Source organism: Stutzerimonas stutzeri (genome assembly GCF_000590475.1).
Taxonomy (GTDB): domain Bacteria; phylum Pseudomonadota; class Gammaproteobacteria; order Pseudomonadales; family Pseudomonadaceae; genus Stutzerimonas; species Stutzerimonas stutzeri_D.
Map to the genome: position 1 here is coordinate 2,591,828 of NZ_CP007441.1, position 17,618 is coordinate 2,609,445.

The 17,618-nt window shown below is 59.5% G+C and carries 13 protein-coding genes; 5 read left to right on the forward strand and 8 right to left on the reverse strand.

Annotation, left to right across the window (positions count from 1 at the left end):
- Positions 1 to 17: 17 nt before the first annotated feature.
- The 3 genes from clpX to tig all read right to left on the reverse strand — a co-directional run bounded on the left by clpX (position 18) and on the right by tig (position 3,433).
- Positions 18 to 1,298: an ATP-dependent Clp protease ATP-binding subunit ClpX gene (clpX, locus tag CH92_RS11900; RefSeq protein WP_025241996.1), complete on the reverse strand. Its 1,281-nt coding sequence runs from the start codon at positions 1,296 to 1,298 to the stop codon at positions 18 to 20.
- A gap of 98 nt (positions 1,299 to 1,396) precedes the next feature.
- Positions 1,397 to 2,035 carry an ATP-dependent Clp endopeptidase proteolytic subunit ClpP gene (clpP, locus tag CH92_RS11905; RefSeq protein WP_038622985.1) on the reverse strand — a complete coding sequence of 213 codons (639 nt, stop codon included), beginning with the start codon at positions 2,033 to 2,035 and terminating at the stop codon, positions 1,397 to 1,399.
- Positions 2,036 to 2,122: 87 nt separating this feature from the next.
- Positions 2,123 to 3,433, reverse strand: a complete 1,311-nt coding sequence (gene tig, locus CH92_RS11910) for a trigger factor (protein ID WP_025241998.1) — start codon at positions 3,431 to 3,433, stop codon at positions 2,123 to 2,125.
- Positions 3,434 to 3,742: 309 nt separating this feature from the next.
- On the opposite strand from tig, the gene CH92_RS11915 reads away from it, so the two are divergent.
- The 5 genes from CH92_RS11915 (at position 3,743) to CH92_RS11935 (ending at position 7,869) form a co-directional block, all read left to right on the forward strand.
- Positions 3,743 to 4,141 (forward strand): DoxX family protein, encoded by a 399-nt coding sequence (locus tag CH92_RS11915; RefSeq protein ID WP_025241999.1) that lies wholly within the window; start codon positions 3,743 to 3,745, stop codon positions 4,139 to 4,141.
- A gap of 238 nt (positions 4,142 to 4,379) precedes the next feature.
- Entirely contained in the window at positions 4,380 to 4,781 is a 402-nt protein-coding gene (locus CH92_RS11920; protein WP_025242000.1) for a hypothetical protein, read from the forward strand.
- Positions 4,782 to 5,061: 280 nt separating this feature from the next.
- Positions 5,062 to 6,057, forward strand: coding sequence for a DctP family TRAP transporter solute-binding subunit (locus CH92_RS11925; protein WP_025242001.1), 996 nt, complete (start codon positions 5,062 to 5,064; stop codon positions 6,055 to 6,057).
- 50 nt (positions 6,058 to 6,107) lie between these two features.
- The gene (locus tag CH92_RS11930) at positions 6,108 to 6,584 is read left to right on the forward strand and encodes a TRAP transporter small permease (protein ID WP_025242002.1); all 477 of its coding nucleotides are present in this window, start codon (positions 6,108 to 6,110) and stop codon (positions 6,582 to 6,584) included.
- Complete coding sequence (locus tag CH92_RS11935; protein ID WP_025242003.1) at positions 6,574 to 7,869, forward strand: TRAP transporter large permease; 1,296 nt, start codon at positions 6,574 to 6,576, stop codon at positions 7,867 to 7,869. The genes CH92_RS11930 and CH92_RS11935 overlap by 11 nt, the downstream gene beginning before the upstream one ends.
- Positions 7,870 to 8,323: 454 nt before the next feature.
- On the opposite strand, the gene CH92_RS11940 is transcribed toward CH92_RS11935, so the two are convergent.
- The 5 genes from CH92_RS11940 to CH92_RS11960 all read right to left on the reverse strand — a co-directional run bounded on the left by CH92_RS11940 (position 8,324) and on the right by CH92_RS11960 (position 17,523).
- Entirely contained in the window at positions 8,324 to 9,499 is a 1,176-nt protein-coding gene (locus CH92_RS11940) for an NAD(P)-dependent oxidoreductase (RefSeq protein WP_025242004.1), read from the reverse strand.
- Between the two features lie 310 nt (positions 9,500 to 9,809).
- Positions 9,810 to 10,310, reverse strand: coding sequence for a thiol peroxidase (tpx, locus tag CH92_RS11945; RefSeq protein ID WP_025242005.1), 501 nt, complete (start codon positions 10,308 to 10,310; stop codon positions 9,810 to 9,812).
- A 56-nt stretch (positions 10,311 to 10,366) separates the two neighbouring features.
- Complete coding sequence (locus CH92_RS11950) at positions 10,367 to 11,719, reverse strand: alanine/glycine:cation symporter family protein (protein WP_025242006.1); 1,353 nt, start codon at positions 11,717 to 11,719, stop codon at positions 10,367 to 10,369.
- A gap of 402 nt (positions 11,720 to 12,121) precedes the next feature.
- Positions 12,122 to 15,814 (reverse strand): translocation/assembly module TamB domain-containing protein, encoded by a 3,693-nt coding sequence (locus tag CH92_RS11955; protein WP_025242007.1) that lies wholly within the window; start codon positions 15,812 to 15,814, stop codon positions 12,122 to 12,124.
- Positions 15,811 to 17,523 carry an autotransporter assembly complex protein TamA gene (locus CH92_RS11960; RefSeq protein ID WP_051517606.1) on the reverse strand — a complete coding sequence of 571 codons (1,713 nt, stop codon included), beginning with the start codon at positions 17,521 to 17,523 and terminating at the stop codon, positions 15,811 to 15,813. Before CH92_RS11960 ends, CH92_RS11955 begins: the two co-directional genes overlap by 4 nt.
- Between the last annotated feature and the right edge of the window lie 95 nt (positions 17,524 to 17,618).

Here is a 17,618-nt window from a genome sequence, read left to right on the forward strand (position 1 = left end):
GGAGGCCCCTTGTGCTGTCACGCGTCTGGCGCAGCCTTTGCAGGCGGCTCGCTGTTCTCATAAATCAGAAGCGGCTGAGACGTCCCCTCGATAACGCTCTCGTCAATGACCACCTTACTAACATCCTTTTGCGAAGGAATCTCGTACATGGTGTCCAATAGAACGCCTTCGAGGATCGAACGCAGCCCACGGGCTCCGGTCTTACGCTCCAGAGCGCGAGTCGCGACGGCCTTGAGCGCGTCGGTGCGGAACTCGAGGTCCACACCTTCAAGCTCGAACAGCTTGGCATACTGCTTGGTCAGCGCATTCTTGGGCTCGGTCAGAATCTGAATCAGCGCGGCCTCGTCCAGCTCATCGAGGGTGGCGATGACCGGCAGCCGCCCAACGAACTCAGGAATCAGACCAAACTTAACCAGATCGTCAGGCTCTACCGCACGCAGCGATTCACCGATCTTCTTGCCAGGATCCTTGCTGCGGACTTCGGCATTGAAGCCAATGCCACCCTGGGTCGAACGACCCTGGATAACCTTCTCCAAGCCGGCAAATGCCCCGCCGCAAATAAACAGAATGTTGCGCGTGTCGACTTGCAAAAATTCCTGCTGCGGATGCTTGCGCCCGCCCTGCGGCGGAACCGAAGCGACCGTACCTTCAACCAGTTTGAGCAATGCCTGCTGCACGCCCTCACCAGACACATCACGAGTGATCGACGGGTTGTCAGATTTGCGAGAAATCTTGTCGATCTCGTCGATGTAGACAATGCCCATCTGGGCCTTTTCGACATCGTAATCGCATTTCTGCAACAGCTTCTGAATGATGTTTTCGACATCCTCGCCCACATAACCAGCCTCTGTCAGGGTGGTGGCGTCGGCGATCGTGAACGGCACATTCAGCAACCGAGCAAGAGTCTCGGCGAGCAGAGTCTTGCCGGAGCCAGTCGGCCCGATCAGTAGAATGTTGCTCTTGCCCAGCTCGACTTCTTCTTTCTTGTCGCGCTGGTTGAGTCGCTTGTAGTGATTGTAAACAGCCACTGCGAGGATTTTCTTGGCGCGTTCCTGACCAATGACGTACTGGTCGAGAATGCCGCTGATCTCCTTGGGCGCAGGCAGTTTTTGCGCGCTGCTCTCGGCCTGTGCTTCTTGCACCTCCTCACGGATGATGTCATTGCACAAGTCGACGCACTCGTCGCAGATAAAGACCGAGGGCCCGGCAATCAACTTGCGTACTTCATGCTGGCTTTTGCCGCAGAAAGAGCAATAAAGCAGCTTGCCGGAATCCTCGCCGTTGCGGGTGTCAGTCATTCGATCGATCCAATCGGGAAGGCTTGAAACACAAGATGAAGGCAATCGAGGGCTTTTTCAAGCCCACGCTATAGCCGGATATCGCCACGCGGGTGAGATCAGACCGCCATTTGCCGTTGAGCCAGGACCTGGTCGATCAGTCCATACTTGACGGCTTCTTCGCCACTCATGAAATTGTCACGGTCGGTGTCACGGGCGATCACTTCCATCGGCTGGCCGGTATGCGCAGCCATCACCTTGTTCAGGCGCTCACGGATCGTGAGGATCTCGCGCGCATGAATCTCGATGTCTGACGCCTGACCCTGGAAGCCACCCAGCGGCTGGTGAATCATCATTCGTGAATGTGGCAGGCAATAACGCTTGCCCGCTGCGCCGCCAGTCAATAATAGGGCGCCCATACTGCAAGCCTGCCCGATACAAATGGTAGAAACGTCCGGCTTGATGAACTGCATGGTGTCGTAAATCGACATGCCTGCCGTAACCGAACCGCCCGGGGAGTTGATGTAAAGGTGGATGTCCTTCTCAGGGTTTTCAGCCTCGAGGAACAGCATCTGCGCGACGATCAGGTTGGCCATGTAATCTTCCACCTGGCCGACCATGAAAATCACCCGCTCCTTCAGGAGACGGGAATAGATGTCATACGCGCGCTCGCCACGAGCAGACTGCTCGATGACCATTGGCACCAGGCCACCAGCTGCCTGGATGTCTGGAGTTTGCATAAACGAATTGCCGGACATGTCCAACGATACTCCCTATGTCACGCCGCAAAGACATAAGCCAGCACGAGGCTGGCTTATGAATGTGCATTAAACGGTTAAAGAGACTCAGGCAGCTTGCGGGGCTTCCGCAGGCTTCACTGCTTCTTCGTAGGAGACCGATTTGTCGGTCACTTTAGCCTGCTGCAGGACAGTATCTACAACTTGTTCTTCGAGCACAACAGAACGGACTTCGTTCAACTGCTCGTCGTTCTTGTAGTACCAGGAAACGACCTGCTCAGGCTCTTGATAAGCAGACGCCATTTCTTCGATCAGCTCGCGAACGCGCGCATCGTCAGGCTTGAGCTCGTACTGCTTGACCACCTCGGCGACGATCAGACCCAGCACGACACGGCGCTTGGCCTGCTCTTCGAACAATTCTGCCGGCAACTGGTCCGGTTTGATGTTGCCACCGAACTGCTGAACGGCCTGAACGCGCAAGCGGTTCACTTCGTTGTCGATCAGCGCTTTCGGCACTTCAATCGGGTTGGCGCTGACCAGGCCTTCCATGACCTGATTCTTCACCTTGGTCTTGATGGCTTGGCGCAGCTCACGCTCCATGTTTTTCTTGACCTCGGCGCGGAAACCTTCCATGCCACCTTCCTGAACGCCGAACTGAGCGAAGAACTCCTCGTTCAGCTCCGGCAGTTGAGCGCCCTCGACACTATTGACCGTCACGGTGAATTCGGCTGTTTTGCCGGCAAGGTCGAGGTTCTGGTAGTCCTCGGGGAACGTCGGGTTGATGACCCGCTCTTCACCGGCCTTAGCGCCAACCAGAGCGGATTCGAAGCCCGGGATCATGCGACCGGAACCCAGTACGAGCTGGGTGCCCTTCGCCGAACCGCCTGCAAACGCCTCGCCGTCGATCTTGCCGACGAAATCGATGTTCAGCTGATCGCCGTCTTCGGCGGCGCGGTCCACTGTTTCGTAGCGGGTGTTCTGCTTACGCAGGATATCGAGCATGTTATCGACGTCCGTATCGGCTACTTCAGCCTGCAGACGCTCGATCTCGACGCCTTCGAAACCGGCAACCTTGAACTCGGGGAAAACTTCGAAAGTCGCGACGTATTCCAGATCCTTGCCCTTCTCGAACACCTTCGGCTCGACTGCAGGTGCGCCGGCGGGGTTCAGCTTTTCCGCAACCACGGCCTCATAGAAGGTAGCCTGGATCAGATCGCCCAGCGCTTCCTGACGAGCAGCAGCTTCGTAACGCTGACGAATCACACTCATCGGCACCTTGCCGGGACGGAAACCTGGGATTTTTGCACGGCTGGCGGTCTGTTGCAGACGCTTGTTGACTTCGGTCTCGATGCGCTCGACCGGCACGCCAATGGTCATGCGACGCTCAAGAGCGGAGGTGCTTTCAACAGAAACTTGCATGGATTTTCCTCGTTGCACAGACATAAGCCGGCATTCCGGCCCCAGAATGGGCAAGCATTCTAGTGGCTCGTATCGCAGAAGTCACCCCGCCCGACAAGGTGCTTTTAAAAGGAGCCTCGCGCCGCCTTGTAGCGTAATTAGGTACGCGAAGCTGACGATGCGGTGGGGTCAGCTGATCTGAGGTACTGGGCAATTGGGTCATCTGGGCTCGGCTGGCTGCTTATGCCAAAAGCAGCACGTTCTTCGCTGGTCTATGTTATAGAAAACGACGATGCCAGAGCCCTGGTGCCCTATAGGACGAGACGAATCATGACTGACGATATTGGAAAATTGCTACTGAGGGTATCGGTAGGTGTACTGATCCTTTTGCACGGAATCGCCAAGCTACAAAGCGGCATCGACGGTGTTGCCGGAATGCTGAGCGGTCATGGGTTGCCCACGTTTCTTGCGTACGGCGTATACCTCGGTGAAGTAGTTGGGCCGATATTAGTGATTATCGGGTTGTTTACGCGCATTGGAGCACTGTTCATGGTCGGCAACATGCTCTTCGCCTTTGCCCTGGCTCATATGGGGGACCTGTTCTCACTCGGTCAGATGGGGGGCTGGGCTCTAGAGCTGCAAGGGATGTTCCTCTTCGGTTCGATAGCGATCGCGCTGCTCGGTGCCGGCAGATACAGCGTTGGCGGGATCAATGGGCGGTTCAATTAAGGCGCCGTGCGTTCCCCGCAAGGAGCGCAGTTGCCTTCCTGCTGCGGTTGGCACTGAACGAATCGCGATCCGGGGCGCCCTGTTTTCAGGTCGCCTCTGATAACGCAACCTATGTCGAACTTCATGATGCATAGAGCTCAACACTGGCGTTGCCCATGCACTTTTGCTCGCCAACCGGCCCAGCCGCTTCGTCGAGGAGACGAGCAACAGCCCGCGGCGCCCGCTATGATCACGCCCTATGACAGCTCCGGTTCCGATACGCCAACCCTGCCCGCCTGCCTCCTGTAACTGTGGGCGCGAGCAATTGCTGGATAAACCTGACAGCGATTTGCGCATCCTTCGCCTGACCCGGCATGAGGAAAACCGGCTGCTGGAACGGCTGGAGAATCTGACCAGTCTGGATGACCTCGAATATATGCAACAGCGGATCTACCAACAGCTGGGCATTCGCATGCAGATTGCGCCGAGCTTCAACGAAGTACGCAGCATGCGCGGTATCCGAATTGATATCGCCGAACTGCCTGGACTGTGCCGCAAGACTCGCCAATCCATTCCCGCCGCGATTCGGCGCGCATTGGAGAAGCAGCCGGAAATCGCTTACAGGCTGCTCGATGCCCACGACTTGCTGCGCGATGCCTGAGCCCGCCGGATCCGACAATAGCGCTCGATGGCGCCTTCTGCGATAGTTGTACGACCAGTCGCGGTGCGGCTGGTACGCCGTTCGCTCAAAAGGCACTCGGCGCCGGTGACGCCCCGTTCGCTGCGCTGCAGCTTATCCATCCGCAGCCTACCGCGTCCTTTTTCGCGCTACCCGCGCGTCCCTAATGGCTCATCGGCCATCGTAGTGCCGGCCGCTGTCCATCAGCGTCTGGCTGTTCGCCAATAACAACCAAAAGACCGATCCGAACAAGGACGCCCCCATGAAACTGACCCGTTGCTTTACTGCGCTGGCCGTCGCTGCCGCCCTATCCACTAGCTTCTCCGCCGCGGCCCGCGAATATTCCGTTTCCACTGTGCTCCCCGATGCCTTCCCTTGGGGACAAGCCGCGCAAAAGTGGGCCGACCTCGTCGAGGAACGCTCAAAGGGTGAGATTACCTTGCGCGTTTATCCCAACGCGCAACTGGTTGCCGGCGACCAGACGAAGGAATTCTCCGCGATGCGCTCTGGATTGATCGACATGGCGGTCGGTTCGACCATCAATTGGTCGCCGCAGGTGCCGGAGTTGAATCTGTTCTCTTTGCCATTTCTGATGGCCGACAGCGCCGATCTCGACGCCATTACGCAAGGCGAGGCTGGCAAACTGGCCTTCGATGCCATAGAAAAGCGCGGGATCGTCCCGCTGGCCTGGGGTGAAAATGGCTTCCGCGAATTATCCAATTCGGCCAAACCGGTGAAGACTCCGGCTGATCTGGCCGGCCTGAAGATACGCGTGGTCGGCTCGCCGCTGTTTCAAGACACCTTCACCGCACTGGGCGCAAACCCCACCCAGATGAGCTGGGCCGATGCCAAGCCAGCGCTCACCACAGGTGCCGTCGATGGCCAGGAAAATCCGCTGTCGGTGTTCGATGTGGCTCGTGTCGATCAGGTCGGCCAGAAATACCTGACGCTCTGGCATTACATGGCCGACCCATTGATTTTTGCGGTCAACCAGCGCATCTGGAAGCAACTGCCGGAAGCGGACCGGGAGCTCCTGCGCCAAGCGGCCATCGATGCTGGCGAGTGGGAAATCGAGCTTTCGCGAAGCGGTGAGGCCAAGCGCCTGGATGACATTCGCTCACGTGGCGTTGAAGTGACGGAGCTCAGCGACGAAGAACACCAAGCTTTCGTCGAGGCAACCCATGCGGTGCACGAGAAATGGGCGCCGAAGATCGGCGCTGAACTGCTCGAAGCGGCCCGTACGGCCATTGCAAAGTAAAACCGTTTTGCCCGGCGGCGCGAAGTCGCCGCCGGGATTCGAGGAATTCCATGAACAATCGACAGGACGCGCGCTTAGAGCGCGTGTTGGCCACCCTAGCGCTGATGATTATCGGCCTGATTAGCCTGGCCAACGTAGTGGTGCGTTACTTCACCAACGCCTCCTTTGCCTTCACCGAAGAGCTTTCCGTATTTCTGCTGGTCATCCTGACGTTCGCCGGTGCCTCAGTAGCCATGCGTAGCAACCGACATATTCGTATCGGCATGGTCGAGCGACTGTTCCCCCGTCTGCGCATGCCGTTGATCATCGTTCAATGGCTCGCCAGCATACTGGTGCTCGGGATGGTGACCTGGTTCGGCGGTCAGTTTGCGCTGGAGGAATATCAGTGGGAATCGGAGTCCCCCGGCCTTGGTCTGCCGAACTGGTGGTACGTGATCTGGCTGCCGTTGCTTGCGTTGGCGATGGCCGTACGGCTGAGCCAGATGACCCTCGACCGGCTGCGTGGGAGGCTTTCGGATGAGCCCTGACTTCTGGATGCTTGTCAGCTTTCTATTGCTGTTGTTGATCGGCGTACCGGTGGCGTTTTCCCTCGCACTATCCGGCGCCATCGGCATTCTTGCCGGCCTCTCGCCGGACATGCTGGCTACACTCGGCACCAATACCTACAACGGTATCGCCAAATATCCGCTGATCGCCATCCCGCTGTTCATTCTAACCGGCCTGGTATTCGAAAAATCCGGTGTGGCATTGCGTCTGGTGCGCTTCGCTCAGGCGCTGATCGGCCCGCGGCACGGCGGCCTGGCAATGGTTGCCATTCTGGTTTGCCTCATCATGGGCGGCATGAGCGGATCGGGCCCGGCAGATGCGGCAGCAGTGGCCATGGTGATGCTTCCAAGCATGACCCGCGCCGGCTATCCCAAGCCGTTCTCGGCTACGCTGATCGCCGCATCGGCCTCCACCGCGATCCTGATTCCCCCTTCCATCGCGCTGATTCTCTACTCCATCGTCGTGCCGGGCGTGGATTTACGGGCGCTGTTCGCTGCCGGGCTGTTTCCAGGCATCATCGCGGGGTTGGTTCTGTTGCTGCCTGCCTGGCTGTTGGCACGCCGTTACGGCTGGGAAAACCCGGAAGACACCGAACGGCCTCCGCTCGGCGAAAGTTTCCGCCTGGCGCTGCCGGCACTGTTCGCACCAGTGCTCATCCTTGGCGGCCTGCGCAGCGGCCTGTTCACCCCGACCGAAGCAGCCGTGGCCGGGGTTACTTATGGCGTGCTGATCGGTTTGTTCGTCACCCGTGAACTGGACTGGCGCAACCTTTGGAGGCTCTGCGGCGAGGCCGCGGTGATCTCCGGCGTGGTCATGCTAATCATCGCGCTGGCCGGCATTTTCGCCTGGGCGGGCACGATGCTCGGCACGTTCCGTCATCTGGCCGAATGGTTGATCTCGCTATCCGACAACGGCGCTGTGTTACTGATTCTGGTAATGATCGCCGTGCTATTGGCCGGCATGTTGCTGGATGCGATTTCCATCTATTTGATCCTCATGCCAATCCTGATTCCGGTAATGCAGCACTTTGGCTGGAACCCGGTGTGGTTCGGCATCCTGTTGGCTATGAATATCGCCATAGGCCAGTTCACACCGCCGGTTGCGATCAATCTGATGGTCACTGCCGAAGTGGCGAAGATCCGCCTGGAGCAGACGGTGGGTTGGGCCATGCTGTTCGTTTTGGTGATGGGCAGCGCACTGGTGCTGGTAGCGATCTTCCCGGAGATAGCGCTATGGCTGCCGCGGGTGCTGGGTTATGCGGTGTGAATCGGGCTATGCCTACGCTTGCACCATCGGCCCAGTATGTTGCACGGGTTACGCTAACGCAGACGAAGCCCAGCAATCTGAATGCGGTCCCGGCCCTCGTTCCGGCCAGGCATAGTCTTAACCGGCGTATCCTGGTTTGCGGATCGACCGGCAGATTACACGTTACTTCCGCAAGCGGGACGAGCAGAAGGAAATCGAGGAAGCAAGCTATCGGATGGCGCCCATGGGCACGCGTCGGTTTATCGGCGTAGCGATAAGCTGTCGCGTTGAACGAGACCGTCCATATTGATAGATGTTACGGCTCGGCAATGCCGTGCCGTAACATTTCCAGGCCATGCACCCGGTATCGTCTGCTCCGCAACTAATACACCCTGCCCCTACGGCAACCCTGGCCAGCGCGCAGGTAGGGAACGGCACAAAATAGCGTATCGCCCCTATTTATAGGGCAACGAACTCAACCGCCTACCGCTACCCGTCCGACGGATTGCAGGCTAGCTTCCGGCTTCTGCGTAACCGTAGCAGCACGCTCCGCACGTTGCTGCATGACGATATCCAGCGCTCGGCTCGGTAGAAGATCGACATCATCGAACGTGATCAACTGACCCGGCTCTACCGCTCGCTTGAGTGCCGTCTTGCGCAGCAGGCCGATCGGAACGTGATCCGGATTCTGATCGAGCTTGAGCGCCTCCCCACGGAATTGAAAACCACCGATCCCGCGTTCTATGAGCTCACCAGCACGCATCGCCCGCTTGGCAATTGCACCTACACCCAACGTCGGCGCGGTGGAGTTGTTCAGCAGCACGCCACCGCCATTGAGAACACGGCGTATGGTTTTGCCCACTTCCAATGAACACAGATGGAACGGGCGCACCAACGTGTAGTAAGGGCCTGATCCCAGTTTGAAATATTCGATGGCGGCCTGCTGGCTTTCGTCATGTCCGCAGACCAGAAATACTCCGCCGGCAGGATACCCGGAGGGGATGATGTAATCGACGAAGGGCTGACCGAGGCGCTCCGCCATCATGCCGAGCAGATTGCCTGTATCGGTCAAATTGGTCGACGCCAGGCCTTCCAGCCCCCGCTTGGTAATGGTCGCGCCCAGACCATTCCCAACGATCACTTGCTCGATCTGCACCTTGGTGCCATCAGTAAACGAGGTGGTCTGATCGATGCTAATACCTTGGCGCTTCGACCAGTACGTCATGTCTTCGAGCGATGGGTCATGGTTCAGATAGCCCTTCATGTTGCCGTACACCAACGGCTTGAAGCCCATCATCAGCGCTTCTTCATGCAATGCCGCCAGCGATCCTGGCTGGTCGCCCTCAGCTTCGGTGATAAAACCCTTGCCCGCCAGATAAGAGCCCGTGGTGACCTGCAGTTCAGCATTGATGGTCACTACCGGCAATCCAACCTCGAAAGCGCGCTCAACAACTTCAGTGCCGTGAAAGACATCACCGCTGCATTCAACGATCAGATCAGCGCCGTCGATCAGTTGGTCGATGGAGTTCGTAAGCCGATCAGTCAGGGGGAAATCGCTGAAGGAATTCAGAGGACGCCGTGTCAGCACGCCGGAAATTTCCAGATCCTGATAGTGCTGCTTGATCAGTCGGATGAGGCAGTGAGCGATCATTCCTGTGCCGGATACACCGATCTTCTTTTTTGTATGCGAAGTAGACATAGGGGCGAATCCATTCAATAGCAACGAATGCTCTGACCGCAGCGGCACGAAAAGATTTTGTAGCAAAAATAAAAAATCTGGCCTAACGCCATCGTCCGACGCCGTTGCATCTCTGAGCGTTTGATAGCTCCAAGCTAAGCGTTAGGAGCGCGATTCAGCCAATTGATTAATGGCGGGCGAAAGGGGCGCGCGGGTTATATTTTTGTCGCCAGATTGTGGGGCGAAAAAGAAGCGGCGTTGCGCCGCTTCCTATCGATATCGATTACTTGAGGGCTGCGATAGCCGCCTCATAATCCGGTTCGGTACCGATCTCGGCAACCAACTCGGTATGCAGAACCTGATCCTGCTCGTCCAGCACGACAACAGCCCGAGCGGCTACTCCTGCGAGCGGGCCGGTCGCGATCAGTACGCCATAATCCTCGAGAAACTCCCGACCACGCATGGTCGACAGATTGATTACGTTCTCTAGCCCTTCGGCACCGCAGAAGCGCTTTTGCGCGAATGGCAAGTCGGCGGAGACACACAGCACTACCGTGTTGCTCAAATCGTTGGCCTGAGCGTTGAACGTGCGCACCGAGGTGGCGCACGTCGGCGTATCAATGCTCGGAAAAATATTCAGCACCTTGCGCTTGCCGGCAAAGTCGGTCAGCGCGACATCAGCGAGATCAGTACCTACCAGAGCGAACGGCTTGGCTTTCTGACCGGCTTGTGGGAAAGAACCAGAGACCTGTATCGGGTTGCCTCTGAGGGTTACTTCAGTCATGTGAGCTCCTAATTTGGTTCGTGGGCCACGAGGGTGATACTCGCGGCCCGGATTGATCATGCCGCCTGATTACGGGCGAAATACTCCTTGGTCAACTTGACCACTACCGGACTCAGCAGTAGCAGGGCTACCAGGTTGGGAATCGCCATCAGGCCGTTGAGGGTATCCGCCAGTAGCCAGGCGAAATCCAGCTGGGCGATCGCACCGAACGGCACGGCCAGCACCCAGATGATACGGAACGGCCAGATCGCCCTGGTCCCAACCAGGAATTCCCAGCATTTTTCACCGTAATAGCTCCAGCCAAGAACAGTAGTGAAGGCAAACACCACAAGTGCGATGGTGAGCAGCGCTCCGCCAATTCCCGGCATGGCCGATTCAAAGGCTGCGGCGGAGAGAGCAGCACCGCTTTCGCCCCCGGTCCAGACTCCGGAACAAATAATTGCTAGCCCCGTGATGGTGCAGATGATCAGGGTATCGATGAATGTGCCCATCATGCCGATCATGCCCGAGCGTACCGAGCTGTTGGTAGTGCCGGCTGCCTGAGCGATTCCCGCGGTGCCGAGACCCGCCTCGTTGGAGAAGATACCGCGCGCGACACCGAAACGGATCGCCGCCATGACCGCCGCGCCGGCAAAGCCGCCTGTGGCCGCGATGGGCGAAAACGCGTGAGTGAAGATGAGGCCGAACGCTGCGGGAATCTCCGACGCGTGCACCACCAGTACCGTGATGCCGGCGATGATGTACGCAACGCACATGACCGGCACCAGTGCCGCGGCCACCGCGCCGATCCGCTTGATGCCGCCCAGGATCACCAGCCCCACGAACAGCATGGCAACCAGACCGGTGACCCATAGCGGTATGGAGAACGTGGCCTGAAGCGCGAGCGCCATGCTGTTTACCTGTACCATGTTGCCAATACCGAACCCGGCCAGACCACCGAAGATGGCAAATGCGGTACCTAGCCACAACCAGCGTTTGCCAAGACCGTTCTTGATGGCATACATCGGCCCGCCAACATGCTCGCCACGGTCGTCCTTCTCGCGGTAATGCACCGCCAGAACGACTTCGCAGTACTTAGTGGCCATGCCAACCAGCGCGGTACACCACATCCAGAACAGCGCGCCCGGGCCGCCGAGGAAGATCGCCGTGGCCACGCCTGCGATGTTGCCGGTGCCGACGGTGGCGGCCAGACAGGTCATCAGCGCTTGGAACGGGCTGATCTCACCCGTTTCCTCGTCACCTTTTACGCGCCCACGCCAGATCAGCGCGAAGCCGGTGCCGATACGCCCCAGCGGCATGAACTTGAGCATCACCATCAGAAAGAGACCAGTGCCGAGGATCAGCACCAGCATGGGTGGGCCCCAGACGAGCCCGTTAATGCTATTGACCAGGTTTTGCAGGAATTCCATTCAAGGCACCCTTCTTAATTATGTTAGACATCCTTGCCCGAGCGGCCCGCGCCGGAGTGGAATACAAATACAGCGCACACGCCATATTTCCATCCCCCTGCCGAAGCGACTCGGTATGACCCCGACTTCAATGTGCTGGGTACTACCGACAACTTGCAAAACTCATGCTAGAGCCCTGCGTCAGCCGTCATGCGAGGAGCGACCGAGCGATCCTACCATCACCACAAGTGCTTGGCGCGACATCATTGGCAGGTAGGATTCGCGGCCTCGAGCGACTCGCAAGTCACCGAATGACGGCACCCTGATTACCGGTTACGTAAGCTCATCAGCGTAGCTTAGCGCTGCAATGCCGCCAGCAAATTCGAGGCGGTTTTTTTGCCGGCGAACTCGCTGCATGAATGATTAGAAGTTGCGGCGATAGAAGATGTCGAGGGAACTGGCGAGTCCGCTCGCGGCCTCGAGAAAGATCCGCTTGGTCAATTGATAGCGCAGGGCAACGGTGTTGGCCGACTCGAACACCCCGACGCCATACCGAAGCGTTAAACGATCAGTCAGGCGGCCACTGGCGACGACGCTGGTTTCCGTGCCGCGGCCTTCGGTGTCGAGCTGGAAGTCCTGAATGCCCAGACGCTGGGCAACATTTCCAGTAATCGACGAGCTACCCGCCAGGCCAAGCCCCAGAGCCGCCTGCGCCAGCATGTTGTTTTCACCGGAATCGGCACCCAGCGGCCGGCCGAGCACCAGGTACGACAACGCTTGCTCCTGGCTCATCGCCGGCTCGGCGAACACGTCGACCCTTGGCTGCTCAGCGCTGCCGGTGATGCGCAGGCCGGCGATGACGTTGTCTGACTCGATTCGTCGTATGGCCTCAATATTCAAAAATGGCTGAGTCAGCACACCGGTAAACAACAGCTGAGCACGGCGAATGGTCAAACGCTGGCCGTAAGCACGATATCGGCCATTGTTGAGATTGAGCTCGCCGCGGGTGTCGAGGTTGTCGCCGATGTGCACATAGCCCGCCAGATCGGCAGTGAGACCGAAGCCTGTGAATCGCAGGCGGTCCTCCCCCACCTCAACATCGATATCCATGCGAACAGCCATCGGTGTCTGGGCTTCTTCGGCTTCCGCACCGATGATCACGGCGTCTTCGGAAACCCTGACGGTCGAAGGCGGCAATTCGCGAACGGTGATATCACCACGTGGCACGCGTACCTTGCCACTCACTGCCAATTGGTCACCGGCCAGCTCCAAGCGCAGATCCGGCTCGACCTCCAGTTCGGCGTAAGGCTCGACGATCACTGGCAGCCGGGCGCCCTTCACGCGCAGTTCCATATCCAGTGCATCACGCCAATCCAGGGCGCCGACAATCTCCCCTCGTCCCTGTTCACCGCTGCGCCAGTTTCCATCGATTCGCATGCGCTCGCCCTCAATGGCGGCAAGAACCTCGAGCTGCTCGAAACTGACGGGCAATTCACTGCCTGCAATCTCGGCATCGCTCAGTCTCAGCTCACCATTGACCTGCGGCCGCTGCAAGCTGCCGGACAACTCGCCATTGCCGTTCAGCTGCCCGCTTAATCGCTCGACTTGAGCCACCAAGGGCCTGGCTACGGAGAGATTGAAATTGCTCAGACGGAATGAGCCGGAGATGGCCTTGGCTTCGGTGCTTGGATCGACGTGCAGTTGCACGTCGATCTCGCCGAGCTCACCGCCCTCGAAGCGCAAGCGGCCGTCGACTCGTTGTGGCGCAAGCTCGCTGTCCAATGCCAGGGTTGTATAAGGAAAGTCCAGCCACTGTCCGCCTTCACGCATACGCAACGTACCAGGGCCCGCATCGACTCGAACACTGCCGCTAGGACCAGCACTCGGCAGATCGAGCGCGAGATCGGCATTGACCTCCCCTTGCCAGACCAGGTTGTCAGGCAGATAAGGCGCCAGCGATTCCAGTGGAAAATCACGCAGTCGGTAGCGCAGTTGCGGATCTGGCATAAGGCGCTGATCTTCGGCACAGAGCGTGGCCTGACCCGCCCCCCAGCAATGCGCGCCCAATGTCACCCGACCACTGGCCAGGCGTTGCAGGGTGGCCGGCTGTTGAAGTGCCCACTGTTGGCCTTTGGCATCCAGCTCGGCCCGCAGCAACCGCCCTCGCCAATCCTCGCCGCGCAATCCGCCATCCAGCGCCAAAGAAAGATCCAATAGCGGGCCCTGCAGACTCAGACGGCCCTGGTGCGCCTGCCGAGTGCCCTCGGCATCTATTCGCAGCTGTCCCAGATCGGTATCCCCCGCCTGCAGCCCCGCAGCGGTGAGTTGCAGTTGGCCGCGCTCGCCTTCCTTGAGGTTGGCGGCCAGTTGCAGGCGATCCAAGCGATTGTCCTGGAACGCGACTTGGCGGCCATCAAGCGTCAATTCGCCCTGGGGGGCCGCCGGCGTACCCGCCAGGCGAAGGTTTCCAGCAAGTTGCCCCTGCAAGTCTGGCCAAAGCTGGCCCAAGCGCGGCAAATCCAGTTCGAGGCTTGCCTGTAAGGTTTCGGCCCAGCGCCCGCCGCCCTGAATCCGGTTGTCGCCGAGACGCAAGTCCATGCGCGGGACATTCCAAGTGGCGCCCTGTCCGCTTGCCTCGAGCTGCAGCTTCAGCGGTTGCTTGCGCAACGTGCCATCCATATCCAGGCTCGCCTCGGCCTGCAACTGCTCATCCCGCATGGCACCGCGACTGCTGAGCGTGCCTTTCAGCCGACCTGGCAGTTCCGCGATCCAATACGACGGATCGAGCTCGCTAAGGGCTAAGGTGGTGTTCCAGTCGACGCCGCTGGCGAAGCCCACGCTGAGATTTCCGTCGGCTCGCCCTTGTCCGGCGCGCAGTTCGAGCTGCGGTAGATGCACCCCTTCGAGGTCGCCACTGATGGGGCTCTTCAAGGTGAAATCGCCTGACGGGCCGGTCAGCGCCGCATCGAAGTTGCCCAGATAGTTGCCATCGTCGTATTGCAGCTGCGCATTCAGCGTGCGCAGTGTCACGGGCGGCTCGTCTACACCCGGGTACAGCCGGCGCCAGGGGAAGTCGCGCCAGGCCAGTTCTCCCTCGCCCTGCAGTCCGTCCTGCCAGCCCGCCTGCCCGCTCAGGCTGAGCCGCCGCCCCTCGCCGGCAGCCAGCTGCAATGCTTCGACCTGCGCATGGACTTTATCAACCAGCGCATTCAGGGCGATGCCAACCGCACCACCCTCCCCTTGCAAGCTACCCTCGCCGACCAGCCGATAGCCACGCTGCAGATCGCCAACCGCGGTCAGTTCAAGCGTGTCCAGACGCAGCGCATCAGGCAGTTCCGCCGCAGCCTTGAAGCGCTCCACCGTCAGCAGCAGATTCGCCGGCAACTCCGGCTCCAACGGACGTACCCAACCTCGGAGCTTAGCGTCGAGATAGCCCTGGCTTTCGACATCCAGCATCAGCCGCTCGCGCAATTCGCCTTCCAGCGCAATCTTCAGCGCCCAAGGTTGCCCATCGGGCGACCGCACCGCCGCGTCGCCGGCCAGCTGCAGCGGCCAGTCCCCGCTCGGCTTCAAGCGACCAGCCATGTCCAGCGACAGGTCTTCGCGGCGCAGTTGCAGCGCCTCGATATCCAGGCCCTCCTGACGCCAGTCCGCACGTAGCTGCACGCGCTGCAACTGCTCGACATCGTTCAGCCGAAGCCTGCCTGTCTCGACCCGTTCGATTCGCAATCGCAGCGGCAATTGGATGTCAGGCAGGCTGAACGGCTCACCTGGCGTCGCATCCTCCGGCGCCGGAGGGAATTGCAGAGCAATATCTCCGACGACCAGCTCCTCGACGCACAACGTCATGCGCAACAGACACAGCGGTGACCACGCCATCCGCGGTGATTGCACTTCGACGCGATTGCCGTCCTGCTCCCAGATCAGCCGCTGCGCCTGCCAAACGCCACCAAGGCGCCCGCGGAACTGATCGACCTGCACTCCAGGAACCTGACTCAAAGCCCAGCGACTGCCCGCGTTGGTGCCAAGTACCGCACCTCCGGCCAGCAGAATCAGCAGCAGCAAGATCAGAATACCTAACAGCGTCCAACCGATGATTCGCGCCGTAGACTTCAAAGTTCTGGCCCCATTGAGAAATGCAGCCGCACGCCGCCCTCCTCATCAAGCGGGTGCGCCAGGTCGATACGGATCGGCCCGACCGGCGAAACCCAGCGAACGCCGAGCCCGACGCTGCTTTTCAGCGAAGGTAATTCCAAGGAATTGAATGCGTTGCCCTGGTCGATGAAGGTCGCGACCCGCCACTTATCCGTCAGCGAGTACTGGTATTCGGCACTGACCGCCAACTGATAGCGCCCGCCAATCTTGTCGCCATCGGAGTTGGTCGGCGACAGGCTCTGATAGTCATAGCCGCGTACGCTCTGGTCTCCGCCGGCGAAGTAGCGCAGCGATGGCGGTACGTTGGTGTATTCGTCCGTCCAGTTGCCGCCGACCTGAACGCGCCCCAGGAATCGATGGCGTCCAGCAAGGGTGATCAATCCCTTGGCCGTGGTATTTGCATGAATCAGATCCGCGTCGGACAGCAGCCCCTCCTTGGCGGCTGCCAATTCGAATTCCAAGCGATAGCCGCGGCTGGGATCAATGCGGTTGTCGCTGCGCAGGTAACTGTAAGCAACCCCAGGCATCAGCAGCGTACTACTGCCGGAATCATCCCCGAGCTCGTACTGTTCATGTCGCCATTTCAGCGCCCAGACCCGCTTCCACCCGCTGGGCAGCTTACGGTGCCACTCAGGACCGACCGTCAGCAGGCGGCTCTCGCTGTCGCTGTCGGCCAGCTGTTCGAACTGATAACCCGCGGCATAGCGAAGCTTATCGGTCAGCGGCGGATCCAGCGGCACGTCATACCAGAGCCCGATGTTCTGCCGCGGCGCCGAGAGCTCCGTTTCGAGACCGTAGCTATGGCCCTGCGGATTGACCCAGTGGCGCAGAAAATCCAGACGCATGCGTGGGCCCACGTCGGTGGAAAAACCCAGCCCGAGCCCAAGGGTTCTGGGGTCGCGTGTGGTCAGCTGAACCGCAACGGGAATGCGTTGCTGCTCGGCATTGGCCGGATTGGCATCGACCCGCACTCCTTCGAAGTAACCACTGGACTGCATCGCCTGATTCAGATCAGCGACCAGTTCCGAGTCGTACGGCGTACCCGCGTCGAACGGCACCATGCGGGCCAGCAGATCCGGTTCGAAGGGCGAGTCGCCCTCGAACCGCACGTCCCCCAACACGTAGCGTGGGCCGCTGTCGAACACCAATTCGACATCGGCGGCGTTCGCCGCCGGGTCGATGGCCAGGCGCTGCCGTTTAAAGCGGCCATCGAAAAATCCATAGCGTGACGCCTGATTGAGGATCTGCTGCTTCACCTCTTCATACTGGCCATGGTTTAGCACATCGCCGGTCGTGAGTGCCTCGCGAGGCACTCGGAATACCTGCAACTCGGCCGCCGGGCCATCCACACGCACAGTAATGTTGCGCAGGCGAACCGGCTCGCCGGGCTGAATGCGCAACCTCAGCTGCGGCTTCTCGCCGCCGCTGACCTGAGATTCGATTTCACCGTTGTAATACCCCAAGGCCTGTAGCGCCTTTTGCGCTTGCTCAAGGGCGATACGGCTATAACGCAGCAATTGCGCCTCGTTGCGATCGCCCAAGTCGCCGACGTAGCTTTCGACATTTTCACGCAGCGCACGATTGGAAGGCTCGACGGTGACGTCGAGCTCCGCGGCGCAGAGGCCAGTAGAAACAAACAAGGCAAGGGCGGCCGGAACGATTCGACCCATTGAGAATATGCGCATGGCGAGCGATGCTAGCACGATGCGCGCCGAAGCTCGGGGCTGGCAGCGAGGCGTTTGGCACGGCACATACAGCGTCAGGC

What these genes read in the sequence shown, in the direction of transcription:
- clpX (WP_025241996.1), bottom strand. Translation starts at nt 1,298, where the DNA reads ATGACTGACACCCGCAACGGCGAGGATTCCGGCAAGCTGCTTTATTGC.
- clpP (WP_038622985.1), bottom strand. Translation starts at nt 2,035, where the DNA reads ATGTCCGGCAATTCGTTTATGCAAACTCCAGACATCCAGGCAGCTGGT.
- tig (WP_025241998.1), bottom strand. Translation starts at nt 3,433, where the DNA reads ATGCAAGTTTCTGTTGAAAGCACCTCCGCTCTTGAGCGTCGCATGACC.
- CH92_RS11915 (WP_025241999.1), top strand. Translation starts at nt 3,743, where the DNA reads ATGACTGACGATATTGGAAAATTGCTACTGAGGGTATCGGTAGGTGTA.
- CH92_RS11920 (WP_025242000.1), top strand. Translation starts at nt 4,380, where the DNA reads ATGACAGCTCCGGTTCCGATACGCCAACCCTGCCCGCCTGCCTCCTGT.
- CH92_RS11925 (WP_025242001.1), top strand. Translation starts at nt 5,062, where the DNA reads ATGAAACTGACCCGTTGCTTTACTGCGCTGGCCGTCGCTGCCGCCCTA.
- CH92_RS11930 (WP_025242002.1), top strand. Translation starts at nt 6,108, where the DNA reads ATGAACAATCGACAGGACGCGCGCTTAGAGCGCGTGTTGGCCACCCTA.
- CH92_RS11935 (WP_025242003.1), top strand. Translation starts at nt 6,574, where the DNA reads ATGAGCCCTGACTTCTGGATGCTTGTCAGCTTTCTATTGCTGTTGTTG.
- CH92_RS11940 (WP_025242004.1), bottom strand. Translation starts at nt 9,499, where the DNA reads ATGATCGCTCACTGCCTCATCCGACTGATCAAGCAGCACTATCAGGAT.
- tpx (WP_025242005.1), bottom strand. Translation starts at nt 10,310, where the DNA reads ATGACTGAAGTAACCCTCAGAGGCAACCCGATACAGGTCTCTGGTTCT.
- CH92_RS11950 (WP_025242006.1), bottom strand. Translation starts at nt 11,719, where the DNA reads ATGGAATTCCTGCAAAACCTGGTCAATAGCATTAACGGGCTCGTCTGG.
- CH92_RS11960 (WP_051517606.1), bottom strand. Translation starts at nt 17,523, where the DNA reads ATGGGTCGAATCGTTCCGGCCGCCCTTGCCTTGTTTGTTTCTACTGGC.